Here is a 20,318-nt window from a genome sequence, read left to right as displayed (position 1 = left end):
ATTCAACTTGCGGATATCCTTTATTTCAACAGATTTCCCAGCTTATCCGATAATCGGCTCGATATGTGTTCAAATTGCCCCATAGACAATTGATTATATGTAAAATCCGTAGGGCTGCGCTCCGCCTGATCCTTAGTGCAACAATGATGGATAAGATTTAATAGATGTTTTTTAAAGCCGATCGTTAATCGCTCTACCGTTACTGCACCATATTCAAGCCCGTTATATTCAAATCCAAACCGAAGGATTCCGTTCGTTATCATGCCGTTAATGTCAAATGTATTCGTCTTTTCCGCACGCGGGCTTCTCTCACCATTGGCTAAGTCTGCTAATCTGGAAATACGCCAAAGCATGTCTGCGCTGTTTTCTTCGTCGAATTGCCCCAAATAATTGAAGCTAATTTCCGGGAATGGTGCTGCGACTAGAGAAGCGGATTTAGTCTGGTCTTTGGTCAAATAACGTAAAATACCATAACCGATGCCCTTATTAGGCACCCGCCGCAGCTTATCTTTAACCATTTTGATCTGATAGGCCAAATTTTCGGGTCTGTTGACCTCGATTACAAAAGGATACAGGGAGGTAAACCAGCCGACTGTACGAGAGATGTCCAAATCTTTAATGATCTCCTCCCTACCGTGCCCCTCCAGCAAAATCGGGATTTCGTTATAACCGCTCCAATCATAAAAAGCCAGACCCAAGGCTGTAAGTAACAGATCATTCATTTCCGTATGATAGGCATGATGTACATGCTTCAACAGCTTTTCCGTCTCATCCCTGCTGAGTACTACCTCCGCTAGGCGTCGATCCTGTATCAAGCTAACCGCGATTTCATGATCCCTTGGCAATCGACGTATCCTGCGTGAGTCTACATTGTTCCAGTAGCTGATTTCTTGGCGTACCTGTACACTTTCGGCGTAAGTGGTCAGTCCTGAAGCCCACTCTTTGTAAGCATCAGTCTTGGCAGGCAGATTCGGCATCTCACCGCGAGCTACCTGATCATAGGCGGTACCCAAATCTTCCAGCAAAATTCTCCAAGACACACCGTCTACAATAAGATGGTGGATAACGATCATCAGATGATCTTCACCGGATAAATGGAATAAAGCTAAACGTATGAGAGGACCTCGTTGCAGATCCAAACTGCTTTGCAGCTCATCACCAATGTGTCGGATTTCTTCTTCAGGCTGGCTTGATTGTGTCAAATCATAGCTCGTTAATGTAAAGAACTCACCTTCGTTCACTCCCCTGTTATAGGCGGAGGCTCCCTTTTCCTCTTCCACAAAAATGAGCCGTAATGCATCGTGATGGGCTACCAGCTTGTCCATGGCGTTTTTCAGCCATAATCCATTCCATCCTTCATCATTTTGTAGCATGACCGCCTGATTATAATGGTGACGATCTCTCCGATGATGCTGAAAAAAATCGAGTTGAATGGGTGTCAATTCTACCTCACCCTCTACAATCCCTTGGGGAATGATACGGGTGATTTTTTTTATAAACGGCGCTATCAGGTGAATTTCAGGGTAACGGAATAAGTCCTTTACTTCCATTTTCAGGCCTTTGGCATTTAAGCGGATTGCAATTTGCAATGCTTTAATCGAGTCCCCACCAAGCTCGAAAAAGTTGTTGTGTAATCCAATTGGTTTAACACCAATCACTTCTTCCCAGATCAAAGCAATTGTTTTTTCCAATTCATCCTGTGGTGCTTCATATACGGTATCCAACGGTGCTATTTCATCCGGTTCGGGCAGATTGGATCGGTCTATTTTCCCGTTATGGGTCAATGGCAACTGTTCCAATACAATGATTTGGGCTGGAACCATGTAGACTGGTAACTGCCGAGCCAGTTTATCCCGCAGCATGTCTTTCTCAGCTGCACCTGCAACATAGGCACATAAATACTTTTGTCCCGCTGTGTCCAGTCGATCAACAACAACCGCCTGGCGTACTCCTTCCGTTTCGAGCAAAATAGATTCGATTTCTCCAGGCTCAATCCGGTATCCGCGAATTTTATATTGGTAGTCAGCTCTCCCGATAAAATCAATATTCCCATCTGGCTGCCAGCGTGCTAGATCCCCCGTACGATACAAGCGTCCACCGGGCAAGAACGGATCAGACACGAATTTCTCAGCCGAAAGCTCCGGCCTGTTCAGATATCCCCGCGCTACAGAAGCTCCACCAATACACAGCTCGCCCGTTACACCGACAGGGACCGGACGCATCCTCTCATCAACAATATATAACTTATGATTCGGTAGAGCTCTGCCGATAGGGACAATACCGGACAGAGGCAATTTTTCCAGCTCGTCCTCATAAAAGCTAGATTCGATTGCGGCTTCGGTAACTCCATACGTATTAATAATCCGCATCTTGCTGCCAAAACGGGTCAACATCTTACGGTAATCTGCAACAGCCAAGCTATCTGCTCCAGTAGTAAGCAGCTTTAGGGAACTGATATTTGTACCATGCTCATAGATGTAATTCAATAGCAGAGCTAAAAGCACAGGCGGCGTCTCAAACGTAGTAATCTCCTGCTGCTCCAACAGTGTAGCCAAGGCAGCTGGATCATTTCTCACGTTTTCAGGACAAATGACTAAGGTACCACCATTGACAAATACCTTGGCCAAATCGCATGCAAACACATCAAACGACATGCTGGCAATTTGCAGTAGCTTAATAGGGAAATCTTTAAATCCTTGGCTGTGTCTGTAACCGAGTGCGGTGTTGACATATTGTTGATGTTCAACCATAACGCCTTTGGGCTTACCTGTGGTACCCGATGTATAAATGACATACGCCAAAGAGCCGGGTTCATAAGTGGAGATATACTGCTTGTCCAAATCCATCTCGGGCTGGAGTGGCAACGTAGCGAGATCGACTACCTGGCCCATGAAATCCATTGTTTTCAGCCAACCCGCCAGGTGAGATTGCGTAAGCACAATCGTCGTTCCACAGTCACGCAGCATATATTCAATACGTTCTTCTGGATATACAGGATCTACTGGCACATAGGCAGCTCCTGCTTTCATAATTCCCAGCACCGCCACTATCATCTCAACAGACCTGTCAACCATGACAGCGACCAGACTCTCCCGTGTAATTCCACGCTTCTGCAAAAGATGGGCAAGAGCGTCTGCTCTATCATTAAGTTGTCTGTAAGTAAGCATTGTATCTTCATATATGACGGCCGCTCGTTCTGGCGTACGCTCCGTCTGCGCTTCGAATATCCCGTGAAAAGTAAGTGCAGGAAACTGGACAACGGGTCCGCTCCATAATTTCGTCAAAGTAGCCTCTTCTTCGGTTGTTAACAGCCGAACATCACGAAGGCAAACATCTGGATTTCTGGAAATTTGCAGGAAGACATGCTTCAAATGATGGGCCAGACGCTTCATCGCTTCACTGCTATAGACCCTGCCGTTATAGGACAATATGAAACTCATTGCCTTCTTATCTTCAACCTCAATATTAAAGTCATACGGTATTTCTTCGAATAACCGAGCGTCCTCAATAATGAATCCGAGTTTGTCTTGCCAGTCCCGTCTCCCGATCATGTTTTCCAGCGGATAGTTCTCGAATACAACGATATGATCAAGCAAGCGTTGCTTGAGTGCAGATTGCGACTGGATTTCAGCAAGTGAACAGTATCCGTTCCTCCTTCCTTGGACAGAGGCTCTCTGGACATCGCGCAATAATTCAACAAAACTCTTTTCTTCATTTAATCTAATTCGTAATGGAATGGTATTAATGAACAATCCGACAATTCGCTCTACTTCATCCAATTCCGACGGGCGGCCAGATACCACCGTGCCAAAAACTACGTCTTTGCTTCCGTTGTAACGACCAAGTACAATTCCCCAGGCGGCCAGAAAAAGACTGCTGAGCGTGGTCCCATTGCATTCAGCAATCGCCCGCAAAGTGCTGGTCTCTGTTTCCGTCAGCGTCGTTCTATATTCCTGCAGCAGATAGCCGCCTTTTTCAGGAGTTGTAGCTGGAGTTTTTAGCATCGGAAGTCCAGCCGTTTGTTCGTAATCTTGTAAGACAGAACTCCAGTAGTCCTTGGCCGCCTCCTGATCCTGTTCTTCAAGCCAGTCGGCATACCCGGTGTAAGGTCGTGGTTCAGGCAATTGAACGGAACGGCCTGTACGATAGGCTTCATAGGCCGTTAACAACTCGTCCATTATGATGCCAAGACACCAGCCGTCCATAATAATATGGTGAAAACTTAAAAGCACCGTATAAGCATCTTTATCTGTTTGAAGTACAGCCATCCGGATAAGCATATCCCTGCTCAAATCATAATGGGTGTTACGGTCCATATCCATAAATCTACGAATAGCGTCGGCTTGCTCCTTTCCGGTCAGCTCTGTCATATTTTCGTAAGTAATCGCCGTGTTTCGCTTTTTAAAAACAATCAGCCGCGAACGAGAAGCGGATTTATGATAAATGTTCGAGCGCAGTGTTTCATGACGCTGAACCAACAGCTGAAAGCTTTCTTGCAGGGCATTCCAATCCAGATCTCCCCGAACAGAAATACGTAATTGCTCGTAATAAGCCTGTGATTCTGGTTCCATCAGCGCATGAACGAGCATTCCTTCCTGTAAGGGAGTCAAGTTGACCACTTTTTCAATTTCAAGTCCTTCGATCATGGATATCCTCCTCGGACGAATCGTTATAGATTCTCATAAAACTGCTTCATGTCTTCAAACTCATCTAGATCCAAACCACGTGCTCCCACATCCGATGGTGTTAGTTGCCGTCCGGATTGGTCCAGACAATGCTGAATAATGCCCGACAAATGATGCTCAAAACGCAACAGAAGCATTCGGATAGTATCTTCTTCATACGCGTGACGGTTATAAAGCATGCAGATGGAAAGCTTACCGTATTTCATCCGCCCATCCAGATAGAGGGAATAGGCTAAATCAGAAACGCTACAATTCTGGCCGGACCATAATTCAGCATCCATAGGCGAAGTATGAAAGTGAGAGGAACTGACCGGTTCAGAATGAATCAAGCGGAAGCCAATTTCCGGGTAATACTGAGCATTAAATTCTGATCTGCCAGAGGATGCAGCTCCATATTTTAGTAATCCATATCCTAAACCCTGGTTGGGTACTTGCCGGACCGTCTCCTTTACGTTTCTGAGCAAAAGAGAACTGTCTTCTCCAGGCTCCATATCCAGAACAAGCGGATATATGGAACCGAATTGACCTATGGTTCTTGAAAGGTCCGGTTTGTCCGAAGTCACAGTTTGTTGCTCCCGATCATAATGCTCAAATCCAATGGCAATCTTAGACTGTTCGGACCATTCCACTATAGTCAGTCCCAATGCAGCAAGCAGTAACTCAGCGGTCACCGTATTATAGGTTTGGTTAGCCCGTGTTAACAGCTGGCTTGTTTTCTCGTCCGAAAGCTGTATGATGCAATGCTCTACTGGACGAAGTGCTTCTGAATGTGCAGGTGCCTTATGATCCTTCGGTATAAATTCGCCATCGAAATTAACTTTATCCAGCCAGTAGAGTTTCTCTTTGGCCAGCTTTTTGCTGTCTGCATAGTCTTCTAGCCACCGCATCCAGGAGCGGTAAGAATCTGTTTTGTCAGGAAGCACTATCGGTTCCCCGTTAAGAGCTTGTTCATAGGCAGTTGTGAAATCCTCAAGCAGGATACGCCAAGATGTAGGATCAGCCACTAGCGGATCTACAGAAAGAAAGAACTGGTCGGAGCCCGACATCCGGAATAAGCCTGCGCGTACTCTGGGTCCCTCAAACATTCCATAACTGTTTTGAATCCGGAAGCATTCGCTCTGTAATTGCTTGCTAGCTTGATGGTCATCATCTGCAAGTGAGAACACATCAAGTGTGAACAGTTCTTCATTTTCATCTCGGTACATAAGGATATTCGGCTCATCGATCGACGCCAGACCAAGCCGTAGTCCCTCGTGATGAGTAGTTAATGTTTGCAGCACAAACCGTAACAGATTCTCATCGAAGTCCGGGTTACCCGCAAATAGCATGGATGTTGTCGTACGCAAGGTGTAAAATGTACCCAGTGCATTCAACTGCCGCTGAATCGATGTTATTGGAATCTCTCCATCTATCGAATTCTGGTCTGTGTAGCGGAACAAAGTTGTCACAAGCTTGCTGAGATCCTCAATGAACGGGTGCTCCATCAAAAGAGAAATGTCAAGGGAATAACCATGCTGACGCAGACGTGAGGCCACCTGAACGGCCTTAATAGAATCGCCGCCAAGCAGAAAAAAATGATCTCGAACGCCTATATGATCACATCCCAAAACGTCTTGCCATACCACGACCAGCGCCCTTTCCACATCAGTTCTCGGAGCAATATAATCCGTTTGTAAAGAGTCATGTCGGTCCGGCTCAGGTAAAGCTTTTCGGTCCGTTTTTCCATTGGCTGTAAGAGGAAGCTGCTGCATAGGCACCACATATGTTGGAATCATAAAAAACGGCAGCTGCTGCTTGAGCGCATTCTGCACGTCCAGCGGACTTAATGGCTCAGAAGCCACAAAGTATGCACACAAATCCTTGTAGCCGTCTTTGTTTTCCCGCGCTACGACCACTGCTGACTGGATTCCGTCTACGGACAGCAACTGCGCTTCAATCTCACCCAGTTCAATGCGATATCCTCTTACTTTAACCTGTTGATCGATCCGCCCCAGATATTCAATGTTGCCGTCAGGCATCCAACGCGCCAAATCTCCTGTGCGGTACATCCGCTCATAACCCTCCGCTCCGCTGTTAAACGGATTAGTAGCGAACTTCTCTTTGGTCAATTCCGGTCTATTAAGATAGCCACGGGCTACTCCTATACCACTGATACAAAGTTCTCCCGCCACTCCAATCGGCTGCAATCGCTCCGTACCTTCCTGTACAACATACAAATGAATATTATCAATCGGTTTACCGATCGGGATCACCGAGTGCTCTTCCACAGGCTCGCATTCAAAGAATGAAACGTCTACAGTAGCTTCTGTTGGACCATATAAGTTAATTAGTTTTGCGCTTCCAATCCCTGACATAATTCGATAGAAACGCGCCACCTGCTGAGGAGGCAATGCTTCACCGCTGGCAAATACATGTTTTAACGTTTTCAATTTTGCTTGCACTGTTTCCCTTGGCTGCTGCTCCAGATATTCCAGAAAAATATGCAGCATCGCGGGTACAAAATGAAGGGTGCTCACCTTGTCTTCATTAATCGTGTTCAGTATCTGTTCGGGAGACTTTTCTCCGCCGATTGGCAACAAGCTTACTTTAGAGCCCACCATCGACCACCAGAACAACTCCCATACGGATACGTCAAAAGTAAAGGCAGTTTTTTGCAAAATCGTATCTTCTACGCTCAGCCCATATCTATTGTGCATCCAGCAGAGCCGATTCACGACTGAGCGGTGCTCAACTATAACCCCTTTCGGTTTCCCTGTGGAACCGGATGTATAGATGATATAGGCCGCATGGTTTGGTTCTGCTAGAGGCTCAAGGTTGGAGGCATCTTCATGCCAGCTACTCATGCAGTCTGTCATAGGTTCCGTGGACCTGGACGCTTGCAAAGCCATGATCGTGGAAGCATAATCCAACACCATTACCTTGCAGTCCGCATATTGCTTCAGCCGTTCTGCAAACAGTGGTTGTGTCAGCACCAGTTGTGTTCTCGAATCTTCAAGCATATATTGAATTCTTTCCTGTGGGTATTCCGGATCAATGGGTACATAAGCTCCACCTGCTTTTAGAATTGCATAGATGCCAATCATCATCTCAGGTGAACGCTGAGCGATAATCCCCACCGGCTGATCCGGTCCCACTCCTTCTGCCCGCAGCGTTCGCGCTAAACGATTCGCCAGCTCATTCAACTCTTGGTAAGTCATACACTTATCTCCAAATATGATTGCCATGTCATCTGGAGTCCTGCTAACCTGCTGCTCAAACCTTCCGTGAATCGTTGCATCCCGCGGAAAATAGGCAGAGGTGTTGTTGAACTCATATAGTAATAAGTGCTTATCTTCTTCTGTCAGCATATCCATGTCAGCCAAGCGAATTCCGACATCTTGAGTTACGATTTCCAACACTTTTATATAATGGAGGGCAAATCGCTCAATCGTCTCCAACTTAAACAGGCTGGTCGCATACTCCCAGGTGAAAGTGAACTGGTCTTGAGTTTCCGTTACATGTAATGAAAGATCGAACTTCGATACACCTGCATTAAACTCATTCGGTTGCAAACGAAGTCCGCCGAGTTCAATGACCTCTATTCCCTTATTTTGCAGACTGAACATCGAATCGAAGATGGGATTGCGGCTTACATCGCGTACTCGATCTAGTTTGTCGACCAGTTGGTCAAATGGATATTCCTGGTGCTCCAACGCAAGCAGAGTGTTATGTTTTACGTCCTCCAGAAAAGCACTGAATGGCTGAGATGCCAGCGGTCGATTACGGAGAACTAAAGTATTCACAAATATGCCGATCATCGCTTCCGTATCCGCATGCCCTCTACCCGCTGCCGGTGTACCTACGAGGAAGTCCTCTTGCCCGGAGTATTTGCTTAACAGCACATTATAAGCTGCCAAAAGCACCATAAAGAGCGTTGCTCCCGTGTCTCTTGCCAATTGATTAAGTCTATCCGTCAGCTTGGATTGCACAATGAAGGTAAGGCTGTCCCCTGCGAAGCTCTGACTTGACGGACGAGCAAAGTCAGTTGGCAGGTCTAATACAGGGAGCTCGCCGTCCAACGTGTCTAACCAAAATGCTTCATCCTTTGCTTGGCTGTCTCCGGAATAATGTTGTTTTTGCCAAACGACATAGTCTTTGTAGTGAACGTCAATGGGGGCAAGTGGCATACCCTGATACCGCGTGCTGATCTCATCCATTAATACTGCCATTGAGAAGCCGTCTGAAATGATATGGTGCATATCGATCAGCAACATAAACTGGTCACGATGGATTGCGAATAGCTCAGCACGAATTAAAGGAGCCTTACTGAGGTCAAATGGCTGAATAAACAGTTCACGGGCGTGATTAGCATCCTCTTCGGAAATTGGAGTAACAGGAATGTCCAGTGAAAGCACATCCTGTACCTTCTGCACGGTTTCCCCGTCTACTATCTCAAAATACGTCCGAAAGGATTCATGCCGTGAAAAAACCTCCTTCACTGCATCAATGAACCTGGAAACGTGTAACTCTCCCTCTATATGCAGTTGACCCGATACATGATACGCTGCACCTCCACCCATTTGATCCAGCACATACATTCTTTTTTGAGCGGGAGATACCGGATAAAAGGGCTGTAAATCTGCCGGAACAAGCGGCTCAAACTTTCGCTTTTGTCCTCCTTTTACATGTGCCGCCAGTTGTGCAATCGTTTGCAAATGTAAAATTTGTACCAGCGGAATATATACTTCGAATTCCTTGTTAATTCTGCTTAGAAGAACAGTCGCTTTTAAGGAGTCTCCACCCATTTGAAAAAAATTATCGTTGTATCCGATATCAGATACATTCAAAACTTCCTTACATATGGATATCAGTTTGTCCTCAGTCATATTGCTGTCAGAAACCTGCTTCTGCGAGTCCTCTATCCTGATATCTTCTGGTTTCGGTAATAATTGAAAATCCGGCTTCCCATCAGCCAAAAGAGGGATACTATCCATCAGAACCCAAAAGCGAGGTTGCCCATAATCAGGAAGTATTGAGCTAACACTCTCTTTCAGCTTCGCTATATCCCACGAATTAGAATTATTCTCCACTATATAAGCCACTAGATACGAAGAGTTACTGCTCTCACCGTCTTTCCGTGCCGTCAAAACACAGGTATCCAAATCCAGTGCTCGCAAAAGATGTTTCTCTATCTGCTCAAGATTCACTTGATGACCGCGAATAAGAACATCTCGGTTGGCTGCACCGATATGTCGAATTCTCCCTCCAACCTCGATATAAGCCCATTCCAGCGTCGTTCCCAGTAAACCAGCGGATGTGGCCAAATATACTTGTCCGATGGTACCCGTAGGAGACGGATGTTTATATTTGTCAAGGACACAAGGATAATTCCCTTTAGAATCCGCGTATGTCCCCCACACTTCCAAAAGCCGCTCCCTTTCCGTACTTCGAAGCAAAGACAGCGCAGATATCCGCATTCCGTCTTCCTGCACAACCGAGCTCAGCAGATGTAAAAAGTATTGCGCCCATACTTCCAGAGTGTCTTGTTGAAAAAGACTCGCAGCATAGTCAAAATCAAGCCGCAACTGCTGACCAGACTCCGTAACATTCAGAAACAACTCATATTGAGTGGACAATATTTCATGCTCCAACAATTCTGTTTCCAGTCCGTAATAGTGAAACTCTGGAATGGGCCTATCCATATTGAACAACACGTTAAGGACGGGCAAATGCCTTAATCCTATCTGGGCAAGTCCGGCAAAGCTGTATTTCTGATAAGCATCCAGCGTATGCATTACTCGCTTGACCGTCTGTGTGAATTCCGTGAACGTTGCTCCAGAGTCTACCTCACAAATCACTGGGAGCAAGTTAACGCAGTTGCCAATTAGCGGGGACACACCCATATGAGATTGCCCTGCGGTTGGAATACCTACCATGATTTGATTTTGGCCTGTCACTCTGTGTAAAAAAAGCTGGAAAACAGATAATAAAGTCACAAACATGCTGTTGCCAAGCCGAATACTGACTGATTTCAGTTGCTTCACCAGAGGTGCATCCACCACAATGGTGTGCCGTGCTCCACGCGAAGAAGGAGAGCTAATGTTGCGTTGGAGAGACGGCAAGTCAAGGGCGGGCAATGGCTTCGCAAGTACATCTGACCAAAAAGCAAGGGCAGCCGCTCCACCTGCCTCTAACTGGTTTTGCTGCCATGCTGCGAAATCTCGAAACGGAACAGGGTCGGGAAGCGTGCAGTGTTCCCCCTGTACACAAGCGGAATAAAATTGTTCCAATTCATGGAAAAACACTCCGATGGACCAGCCATCTGCAATCAGATGATGAAATGTAAATGCAGCGATGTGCTTCTCATTCGACGTTTTTAAAAGCCGGATACGGAATAAAGGTTCGCCCGCACTTATTGGGAATACGGTCTCCCTATCCTTCTCCATCCAAGCACGGATATCGTGTTTCTGCTCCTCTACAGAAAGACTGCTGATATCATGCAGCGGAATGCTGAGGGTCATTGCCGGGGCGATGATCTGCGTTTCTCCATCATCTCCCATGAAGGTGCGTAAGGCTTCGTGACGTTTAACAATGCGATGGACAGCTTCATTAAATTCCTTAAGATGTAGCGGACCCCGGTAACGCAGTAAAACAGTCTCATGAAGCGACTGCGATTCCTTTGAATCCGAGACCGAGGCGAACCATAACTGCTTCTGATCCGGAGTCAGCATAATCGTCGATTCCTTAAGGTCTGCAGTTGCAGTTTCAGGAATAAAAGGCTTGTTTAGATGGTTTTCATGAGGGTACAGATCCGGCAGAAATCCTCCTTTGCGCAGCTCATTAACACTCTCTTTAATTGCCTGTACAATCCGCTCTATGTCTTTCGAAGTATGAGCCGTTGACAAAAAACAGTTCCGGCCTTCCCATATATAAATTCCTTTATCCAGCATGTGATAGAAGAATAGTTCCAAGTCACCTTTAAGGATGAAACGGAACAAGGAACCGAAGTAAACGACCTTTATAGGTATCTGTTCCTCCGTAAAATAGTGATTCAGTTCTACTGCGAACGCCTTCGTACGACTATTCAGCTCGTTATGCAATTGCCCCCTGTCCTTCTCCAACTGCTCTAGTACGGCCAGGGAAGCTGCCATAGCCAGGGGGTGATGGCAAAAAGTTCCCGCTACAAACGTCCGCTGTTGCTCATGCGGTGGATAAGAGTCATCTCCGAAGCTCCACACTCCTCCATCAATTCCATCCATGAACGATGCTTTCCCTGCCACGATACCGATGGGAAGCCCGCCCCCAATGATTTTACCGTAAGTTACAAGGTCGGCTTCAATCCCGTACCACGCCTGCGCGCCCCCCGGCTGAATACGGAAGCCTGTAATTACCTCATCAAAAATGAACGCGGTCCCGGATTGCTCCGTAATCTGACGTACTTCCTTCAGAAAAGCTGCGGGCTGGAAATCAGGGCGACGACTCTGCACTGGCTCTATGAGAACAGCAGCCAGTTCATGGGCATGGGAGCGGATATATTGGAGTGACTCGTCCGTTCCATAACTGAGCACAACGACATCGTCCACCATGTGCTGTAGTGCACCAGGCGCCAGGGGAGTGGAATGTTGGTCCCTGTCATCCGTTGTCCCCCCCAATGCCAATATTCCATCAAAAGTACCGTGATAGGAACCAGAAAAAATCACCACCTTATCCCGCCCGGTGGCAGCCCGAGCTAACCGAAGAGCCACCATAATCGCCTCTGTCCCCGAGTTATATAGCGCAATTCGTTCCATGCCTGTCATCTTGCAAATCTTTTCGGCAATCTGCCCGGCCATATTGGACATCGGTCCAAGGCACATTCCGTTATGTATTTCCTTTTCTATCGATTCACGAATAAAGGATGGGTTGTGACCAAACAAATTGACCCCAAACCCCATCGTCAAATCAATATATTCATTACCGTCCAAATCCCAAATTTTAGAACCCTCTGCACGCTGAGATATAATCTGATACACCATTTCCTTGAGAGCAAGCCTAAATCCGGCCACATTCCGGTTATTGGCGTATACAGACCTGTATTGCTGAGTATACTCTTTAGTCTTTCGTGTGCGCATCGTGTAATGTTCAATCAGCTTTTGCAGATGCTTTTCCTGCCTAAGTGAAAGTGAATTATGGGCTTGCACATTTATTTTTTGATAGGGAACAAATGCTTTTGAGTCTTTTCCGTCTGGCAAAACAGCTGAGACGGAAGCCTGGACGGAGGAAATAGAAGTAACTGTGGCAGCTACCTCCTGCATCGCGGATGTCTGAGGCTCGACAGCAGTTTGTAGTGAATGCGATTCAGACATTGCCACTGGTGCAAGACGAGACTGACGTAGTATTTCCATCTGCTGCGACATGAGTTGAAGTTGCATTTCTAAAATTCGTTCTCTCCCCGCAAATATATCCTCATTTGATAGCTTGCTTTCATGGGATGCGGGATCTTCTATAGGGGTAGTGGATTTTTGACTCCAGCCCGGCAAGACGGAAGGCACCCAAGAGGTGACACTGGACGACGCAGTCAACTGAAGCTCCTCCGAATTCCGGGTCAATTCTTCAGAGGTCGAGGCTACCCTATCAGCAATATAGTTTGTCAGCAACTCTAGCGTAGTCAGTGATTCAAAAAAATCGTTCATCGGGATTTCCAAGCCAAACGTACTTTTAATGCTGTGTCTAACCTGAGACAGAAGAATAGAGTCTAAACCCAGTTCTAAAAAATGTTTTTGCGGCTCTAATTCGTCTGGACTAAGTTGGGATACACTTTCGATTATTTTTGACAGTTTATTAGTAATCGTAGATTTTTGCGGATTGGAAGCAGATTCCGTCGAGAAATACTCATTCACCATCTTTTCAGACTCCTTTACTATGGGGGTATTCAAGGAATTAATTTTATCCTTTCCAACTGTGGGCTAGCCTAAAAAACACGATATAACCTAGCTAGGGGTACAAGATAAAGTTCTCATAAGAAGGTAAATATGAACGGTCCACTGTATAAAGAAACCATCCTCATACTAATAAAATATAATTATCCATCTGGTAAAGCGAGGATCTAATTTGTTTTATTAAACCATCAATGGCTAAATGCGCTTATCTAACTTATTATGCAGGATCTAGTTTTTTTCAGTAATGATTCTAAAAAAACCAAATCTTTTCGTTTACTCGCTGACATGCGTCAATTTATGACAATTGAATTCGATGACATAACTGATGCCCATACTGGGTGTACTACTAAAAATGTCAAATCCTAAGAATAGAACCTGACATATAATCAAACTTGGAGCGTAAAGACGCCAAGGTGCACTTTACCCGATTTTTCAGCAAAATAAATGCGGGATTGGACAGTTTGCTTAACGTCTCACATTAATGTGTTCGCGTGTCAGATCGGGCAAGAAGCCCCCTTTACGCAGTTCATCTACACTGTCCTTGACAGCTTGTATGATCCACGCAATATCTTCCTCCGTATGAGCGGTCGACAAGAAGCAGTTCCGCCCTTCCCAGATGTAAATACCCTTTTCCAGCATGTGATAGAAGAAAAGCTCCAGATCACCCTTGAGTACGAAGCGAAATAGTGAGCCAAAGTGAACAATTTTTATGGGTATCTGCTCATCGGTAAAGTAACTATTTAACTCTGCTGCCAACGCCGAAGTACGGCTGTTCAACCGATTTTGCAGCTGCTCCCCGTGGTTTTCCAAATAATCCAACACCGCCAAAGATGCCGCCATCGCCAGCGGATGATGACAGAACGTACCGGCTACAAAAGTTCGTCGATGCTCATTCTGAGGATAGGAATCGTCTCCGAAGCTCCAGGAGCCTCCGTCAATCCCATCCATAAAGGCGGCTTTCCCTGCTACGATGCCGATCGGCATCCCGTCGCCAATAACTTTACCGTAGGTCACAAGGTCAGCTTGTACCCCAAACCACGCTTGAGCGCCTCCCGGTTGAATCCGGAAGCCTGTAATCACCTCATCGAAAATAAAGGCTGTACCGGATTGCTCCGTGATCTGACGAACCCCCTGTAAAAAGGCCTTCGGCTGAAAATCAGGACGACGGCTTTGCACCGGCTCCACTAGCACAGCAGCCAGCTCCTGCCCATGTGTACGTATATAATCCAGCGATTCGTCCGTTCCATAATTGATTACAACGATATCGTCCACCATGTGCTGCAAGATACCAGGCGCCAGAGGTGTGGAATGCTCCTTATTATTGCCTGCGCTACCCAACGCAAGCACCCCATCGAATGTACCGTGATAGGAGCCGGCAAAAATGACTACTTTAGCTCGCCCGGTGGCAGCACGCGCCAAACGGAGGGCAACCATAACCGCCTCGGTGCCGGAATTGTACAAGGCGATCCGTTCTACACCGATCAGCTTGCAAATCTTCTCGGCGACTTGTCCTGCCATGTTGGACATAGGTCCGACACACATGCCGTTCTTTAGCTCTGCCTCAATTTTTTCACGAATAAAGGCTGGATTGTGTCCAAACAGATTAACACCAAAGCCCATGGTCAAATCTACATATTCATTCCCATCCAAATCCCAAATTTTGGAACCTTCTGCACGTTGAGATACAATTTGATAGACCATTTCCTTTAAAATAGGCCGGAAGCCAGCTACATTACGGTTATTCGCGTAGACAGACCGATACTGCTGAGTGTACTGCTTGGTGCTTCGCGTCCGAGCAGTATAGCGCTCAATCAGCTCTTGCAGATGTTGTTCTTGTCGTTGTGAAAGCAATGCATGGGCTTTGACCTCCAGCTTTTTATAAGGCGTAAACGGTTTTGCTTCATGGACTGCCTTCTTCGGAACAGCTAGTACCGATGCAACAGTAGCTAATGCAGTTGCGACTTCCTGTTTGGTTTCAAAGCTCTCTGCGCTTTCTATATTTTCTGACGGTAAAGCCCTTCCCGGTTGAGTTCGGAGCACATCAAGCTGCTGTGACATCACATGCAGCTGCTGCTGCAAAATCTTCTCGACACTCGCAGAAGTCTCTATAACCGTTGTGCTTTGAGATGGCTCTTGCCCGGACGTAACTATTCCATGAGACGATGTACCAATTGCGCTGGATTCCTGCCCTGTCCAAGTTGATACTGTAGTAGCATCTACCCGATTAAGGGGTATTTTCGGTTGTCTTTCCACAGCACCAACTGCTGCTGTCTCGTCTGAATAGGAAATACTCACCTGATCTGCAACGTAGCTAGTCAACAGTTCGAGCGTGGTCAGCGATTCAAAAAATTCATTCATTGGGATATCCAGGTCGAATGTATCCTTGATACTGTGGCGGACCTGGGACAAATTAATGGAGTCCAGCCCTAGTTCTAGAAAATGTGTTTGCGGTTCCAGTTCCTCAAGACTAAGTTGTGATACATTACCGATCATTTTCGCTAACTTTTGTTGAATGGAAGATTTATGCTGTTCAGTAAACGACGCTGACGCCGAATACTCATTCTCCATAATTTCAGACTCCCTTACTATTGTATTTTTATAAACGGATGCAGTCTGCTCCGCTCGAATCTGTTCTGGCACATGAATCCAGCACCTTTTCTTTTCAAACGGATACGTAGGCAAAGAAACCCTTTTGTACGAGTGACCTGCGTATAGCGTGTCCCAGTCTATCTGTGCCCCCTGTACGTACTTCACTGCTACTTGCTCCAGTGCTTGCAAAGTGTCCGAGCTTCCGACGGCTGTTTTTGTACCACCACTGCTATCTACTTTTCCAATGTATACACCTTCAATGGCCTTGCCCTGCTCATGAAGCTGAAGTAATTTCGCTTTCAGAGCCTCCGCTCCTTCGGCTATCACAGCCACTCGGTATGTTAAGTGGCTTCTGCCCGTGTTAGCCGTATAGCAGACATCCTCCATCTGCAATTCTTCCTCATGTTCAAAGCGATCCACGTACCGTGCAATCAACTCGCTTAAAGCTCCTTCACTTCGCGCGGACAGTGTCAGCAGCAATGGCGATGATTCATTTTTTCGGTCGGTGGCTTCTTGATCCGCACCCTTTTTCACTATATATTCTTCCAGCACCACGTGGCAGTTTGTCCCGCTGAAGCCAAAGGAACTCACCCCGCATCTTCTCGGAAATCCGTCTGTCTTTCATTCCCTTAGTCTAGTGTTGGCATACACCGGAGATTCTTCGAAATGGATGTTCCGGTTGGGTGTGCGAAAATGAACGAGCGGTGCAATCTGTTGATGCTTCATCGACAGCACGCATTTGATCAATCCCGCAATCCCCGCAGCTTCGTATAAATGCCCAATATTCGTTTTGACCGTGCTTATCGCCACAAACTGCTTACGCTGTGTAAACCTGCGGAAAGCTTGGGTAATGCCTTTGATCTCAACAGGATCACCCAGTTTGGTGCCTGTACCGTGGGCTTCAATATAGCTCACCGTCTCGGGATCGATCCGTGCATCACGCCACGCCTGCGTAATGACTTCTGACTGAGCCAGCGCGTTGGGCGCGGAAATTCCAATCGTACTGCCGTCCTGATTAATCGCACTTCCTTTGATCACACCCAGAATGTGATCTCCGTCTTTTTCCGCTTGGCGGAGCGGCTTTAAGAATACGGCTCCAACGCCTTCTCCCCAGCCGGTGCCGTCTGACTGATCGTCAAATGCTCGAGCCCGGTCATCGGAGGATTCCATGCCAATGCCTGCTTTCAACGGCAGCAAAATGATCTTCACTCCACCGGCCAAAGCCATCTCGCAGTCTCCATTCAAAATCGACTTACACGCCAGATGTACCGCCACGAGTGACGAAGAGCATGCCGTATCAATGGTCAGTGCTGGGCCTTTTAAATCAAGCAAATACGCAATCCGGCTGGAAATAATGGACGATAAATTACCAATGGCAAAGTTCGGCAACGCGCCTGGTTCCACCTCGGACAACAAACGCTCATATTCAAAGCTGGTTTTGGAAAAACCGACATACACACCGACCTTTTTGCCAGCCAGTTGCTTCCCCCCATACCCCGCATCCTCAATCGTACTCCAGGCCGTTTGTAGAAATAACCGTTGATTCGGGTCCATGAGTGAGGCTTCCCGTGGAGTCAACTTAAAGAAGGAGTAATCAAACTTGTCTACTTCATCCAGATAGCCACCTTCTGCGATTTGCATATTCCGTCCTTCCGTATTCAGACGCGAAATGAAATCTTCGGCATCTTTTCTTCTTTCGTCGCTGTACGGGCTGATATTGTCAACGCCTGATGCCACATTCGCCCAAAACTGCTCCAATGTTTCCGCTTGAGGAAATTTGCCTGACATGCCGATGATGGCGATATCCAGGTCCTCTACCTCCTCTTTGGATTCCAATTGCGGTGCTGTAATCACCTTATGACCTAAATCCTGGCTGGATATATAACCAGCTAGCTTAGCGATAGTCGGATAAGAGAAAAAGTCCGTTACCTCAATATGAATCCCGAGCTGTTCCTCTAATTGGTCCACGATCTGAACGAGTTGTAAGGAAGTTACGCCGATATCAAAGTAGCTGTCTTCCGTCCCAATTGACTGTACATTTAAAATAGCTTGGCAAATCCCAATCAGTTTTTGCTCGATCTCACCTTGACGCATAGGGGCATGGTTCGCTTCCTGTGTAATTCGAGTGGCCTCCGCCAGGGATGCCAATACTACTTCAAATTCTCCCTGCTCGTAGCTCTGAGCCAGCTTGTAACGCTGAACCTTTCCACTAGTTGTTTTGGGAATACGGCGGATTGGAACTACGTCCTGAACATGCCATCCTCCCCGATAATTCAAATGGCTTTTCAGCCTTTGGACGATTGGCAAAAATAACTCTATTTAAAACAACAATACGATCCTGTCTAGTTTGTGCATCATGTACACCGCAGACGGCTACTTTCCCTAGATCCACCCCGTCCAGTTCCTCCGCAATCCTTTCGATATCATGCGGATAAATGTTCTGGCCGTTCACGAAAATAATATCCTTGGCTCTGCCTGTAATCACCAATCGTCCGTTTCTCATAAAACCCAAATCTCCGGTAATGAGCCAGCCATCTTCTGTCTTGACCTTTGCGGTAGCCTCGGGATTGTTATAGTACCCGGCAGTCACATTTTTGCCGCTAATTTGGGTGTATCCGATTACATCATCCTTTAGCACCTGATTTTGCTCATCACAAATACGAACGGATGTGCTGGCCATGGGGTAGCCCAAATCCGCAAATGTAAGACAACGTTTATCGGATGAATCTACTTCTTCTATAGGATCACCTACATGCAGTTGCTGCCGATTTAAATGAATAGTAACAAAATTATCTTTATCCAAAGGTGGAGTGGAAACACCTACGCTTGCCTCTGCCAAGCCGTATACAGGATACATGATATTTTTTTTTAATCCATGTGCACTCATGGCTTCCATAAACACATGGCAAAGCTCCACCGATATGGGCTCAGCCCCATTTAAAATCATGCGAACACTTGACAAATCCCAGTTATCCGCCGTTTTAGATTTATTTTGATCCAGGAAAAATTTAAAGCCAAAGTTAGGAGAGCAGATTTGAGTCACCTTATGTTCCGACACCTTTTTTAGCCATAAAGACGGACGTCTTATAAAAAGTGCTGTCGGCATAATAAGCTGCTTAGCATGAGCAATGACACAGGTTAAATGGAAAGCGATCAATCCCAAATCATGTGTGAGTGGCATCCAGCCCAGATACGTATCACTTGAAGTCATTCCCGTTTGACTGGCGATATCCCGAATATTGTATACGAGATTCTCATGCGTCAGCATGACTCCCTTAGGATCACCTGTCGAACCAGAGGAAAATTGAATAAACGCCAAATCTTCCGGTCTGGATTCATGTATGGTCCCTTTGTTCTGATCGGAATAATCAAAATCATGACTAGAAAAGGTCGCTTTTTTTACAGAATCAAAGAAATCCAGCATCTCATGCTGGTGAGAATACTTTTCTAGCTGCTCTAATACTTTATGATCCGCAATCATGTAAGGACAAGTAAGGGTACTCCAGATTTTAAACAGCTTCATTTTATGTTCATCATTATTTCCGATACTTACAGGTACGGGGACGATTCCCCCGAGCAGACAGCCCCAAAACACATTCACAAAGGTATGATTGTCTTCAATTTGCATAATTAGCTTATTGCCAGGCTCTACTCCTTTTTCCTGCAATTGATGAAGTACCTGCAGTGCTTGCTCCAGAAGTTGACTGTAGCTTACATATTCCTCCTGTGTATCACCCGAAATGAAAATAATTCCATTTTCAGCTCTACTGGCTCGGTCCTGAATGATTTCAATTAAAGTTTGAAACTGCTCCATCCTGATCCCTCCTCAAAAGGTCTAAAACTTCCTCCTGCTCTCCTGCAGATACTTGTTTGGTTTGCAATATCAGGCGAATACACTCCAGCGCTTCGCGTCTTAGTTCATAAGCAGAAGAAGATTTGCCCGATTCTATACTTTTGAGTAACTCCTCCAACCTGCGAATAGGCAAAATAACCCCCTTATGATACTCATCCTCATTCCAATTCGCATTGGGTGTGGACACCGCCACCGCCAGCGGTTTGACCAACCAATCACGGATCGAAAAACGACGTTCCAGTTCAATCCGATCCAAGTCTCTGTCCAAGGAAAGCACCTCAAAAGCGATGTTTG

General features: G+C 46.3%; 6 protein-coding genes. All 6 read right to left on the bottom strand.

Annotated elements, in window-relative coordinates; all coding sequences use genetic code 11:
• Positions 1–20: 20 nt before the first annotated feature.
• The 6 genes from MKY35_RS12180 to MKY35_RS12155 all read right to left on the bottom strand — a co-directional run bounded on the left by MKY35_RS12180 (position 21) and on the right by MKY35_RS12155 (position 20,292).
• On the bottom strand, positions 21–4,646 hold the full coding sequence (locus tag MKY35_RS12180) for an amino acid adenylation domain-containing protein (protein ID WP_342446502.1): 4,626 nt from the start codon (positions 4,644–4,646) through the stop codon (positions 21–23).
• Between the two features lie 23 nt (positions 4,647–4,669).
• Positions 4,670–13,546, bottom strand: coding sequence for an amino acid adenylation domain-containing protein (locus MKY35_RS12175; RefSeq protein ID WP_342446501.1), 8,877 nt, complete (start codon positions 13,544–13,546; stop codon positions 4,670–4,672).
• Positions 13,547–14,047: 501 nt separating this feature from the next.
• Positions 14,048–16,762, bottom strand: a complete 2,715-nt coding sequence (locus tag MKY35_RS12170) for an aminotransferase class III-fold pyridoxal phosphate-dependent enzyme (protein WP_342446500.1) — start codon at positions 16,760–16,762, stop codon at positions 14,048–14,050.
• Between the two features lie 30 nt (positions 16,763–16,792).
• Positions 16,793–18,448: a beta-ketoacyl synthase N-terminal-like domain-containing protein gene (locus tag MKY35_RS12165; protein WP_342446499.1), complete on the bottom strand. Its 1,656-nt coding sequence runs from the start codon at positions 18,446–18,448 to the stop codon at positions 16,793–16,795.
• Positions 18,381–19,985 carry an AMP-binding protein gene (locus MKY35_RS12160; protein ID WP_342446498.1) on the bottom strand — a complete coding sequence of 535 codons (1,605 nt, stop codon included), beginning with the start codon at positions 19,983–19,985 and terminating at the stop codon, positions 18,381–18,383. Before MKY35_RS12160 ends, MKY35_RS12165 begins: the two co-directional genes overlap by 68 nt.
• Positions 19,960–20,292: a hypothetical protein gene (locus tag MKY35_RS12155; protein ID WP_342446497.1), complete on the bottom strand. Its 333-nt coding sequence runs from the start codon at positions 20,290–20,292 to the stop codon at positions 19,960–19,962. Before MKY35_RS12155 ends, MKY35_RS12160 begins: the two co-directional genes overlap by 26 nt.
• Between the last annotated feature and the right edge of the window lie 26 nt (positions 20,293–20,318).

This window comes from Paenibacillus sp. FSL L8-0638, assembly GCF_038593075.1.
GTDB lineage: Bacteria > Bacillota > Bacilli > Paenibacillales > Paenibacillaceae > Paenibacillus > Paenibacillus polymyxa_D.
Note: the sequence above shows the minus strand (reverse complement) of the source record. Positions and strands in the feature narration are given on the sequence as shown.

Excerpts from the sequence above, each read along its gene's own strand:
- MKY35_RS12180 (WP_342446502.1), bottom strand. The coding sequence starts at position 4,646 with ATGATCGAAGGACTTGAAATTGAAAAAGTGGTCAACTTGACTCCCTTA.
- MKY35_RS12175 (WP_342446501.1), bottom strand. The coding sequence starts at position 13,546 with ATGGTGAATGAGTATTTCTCGACGGAATCTGCTTCCAATCCGCAAAAA.
- MKY35_RS12160 (WP_342446498.1), bottom strand. The coding sequence starts at position 19,985 with ATGGAGCAGTTTCAAACTTTAATTGAAATCATTCAGGACCGAGCCAGT.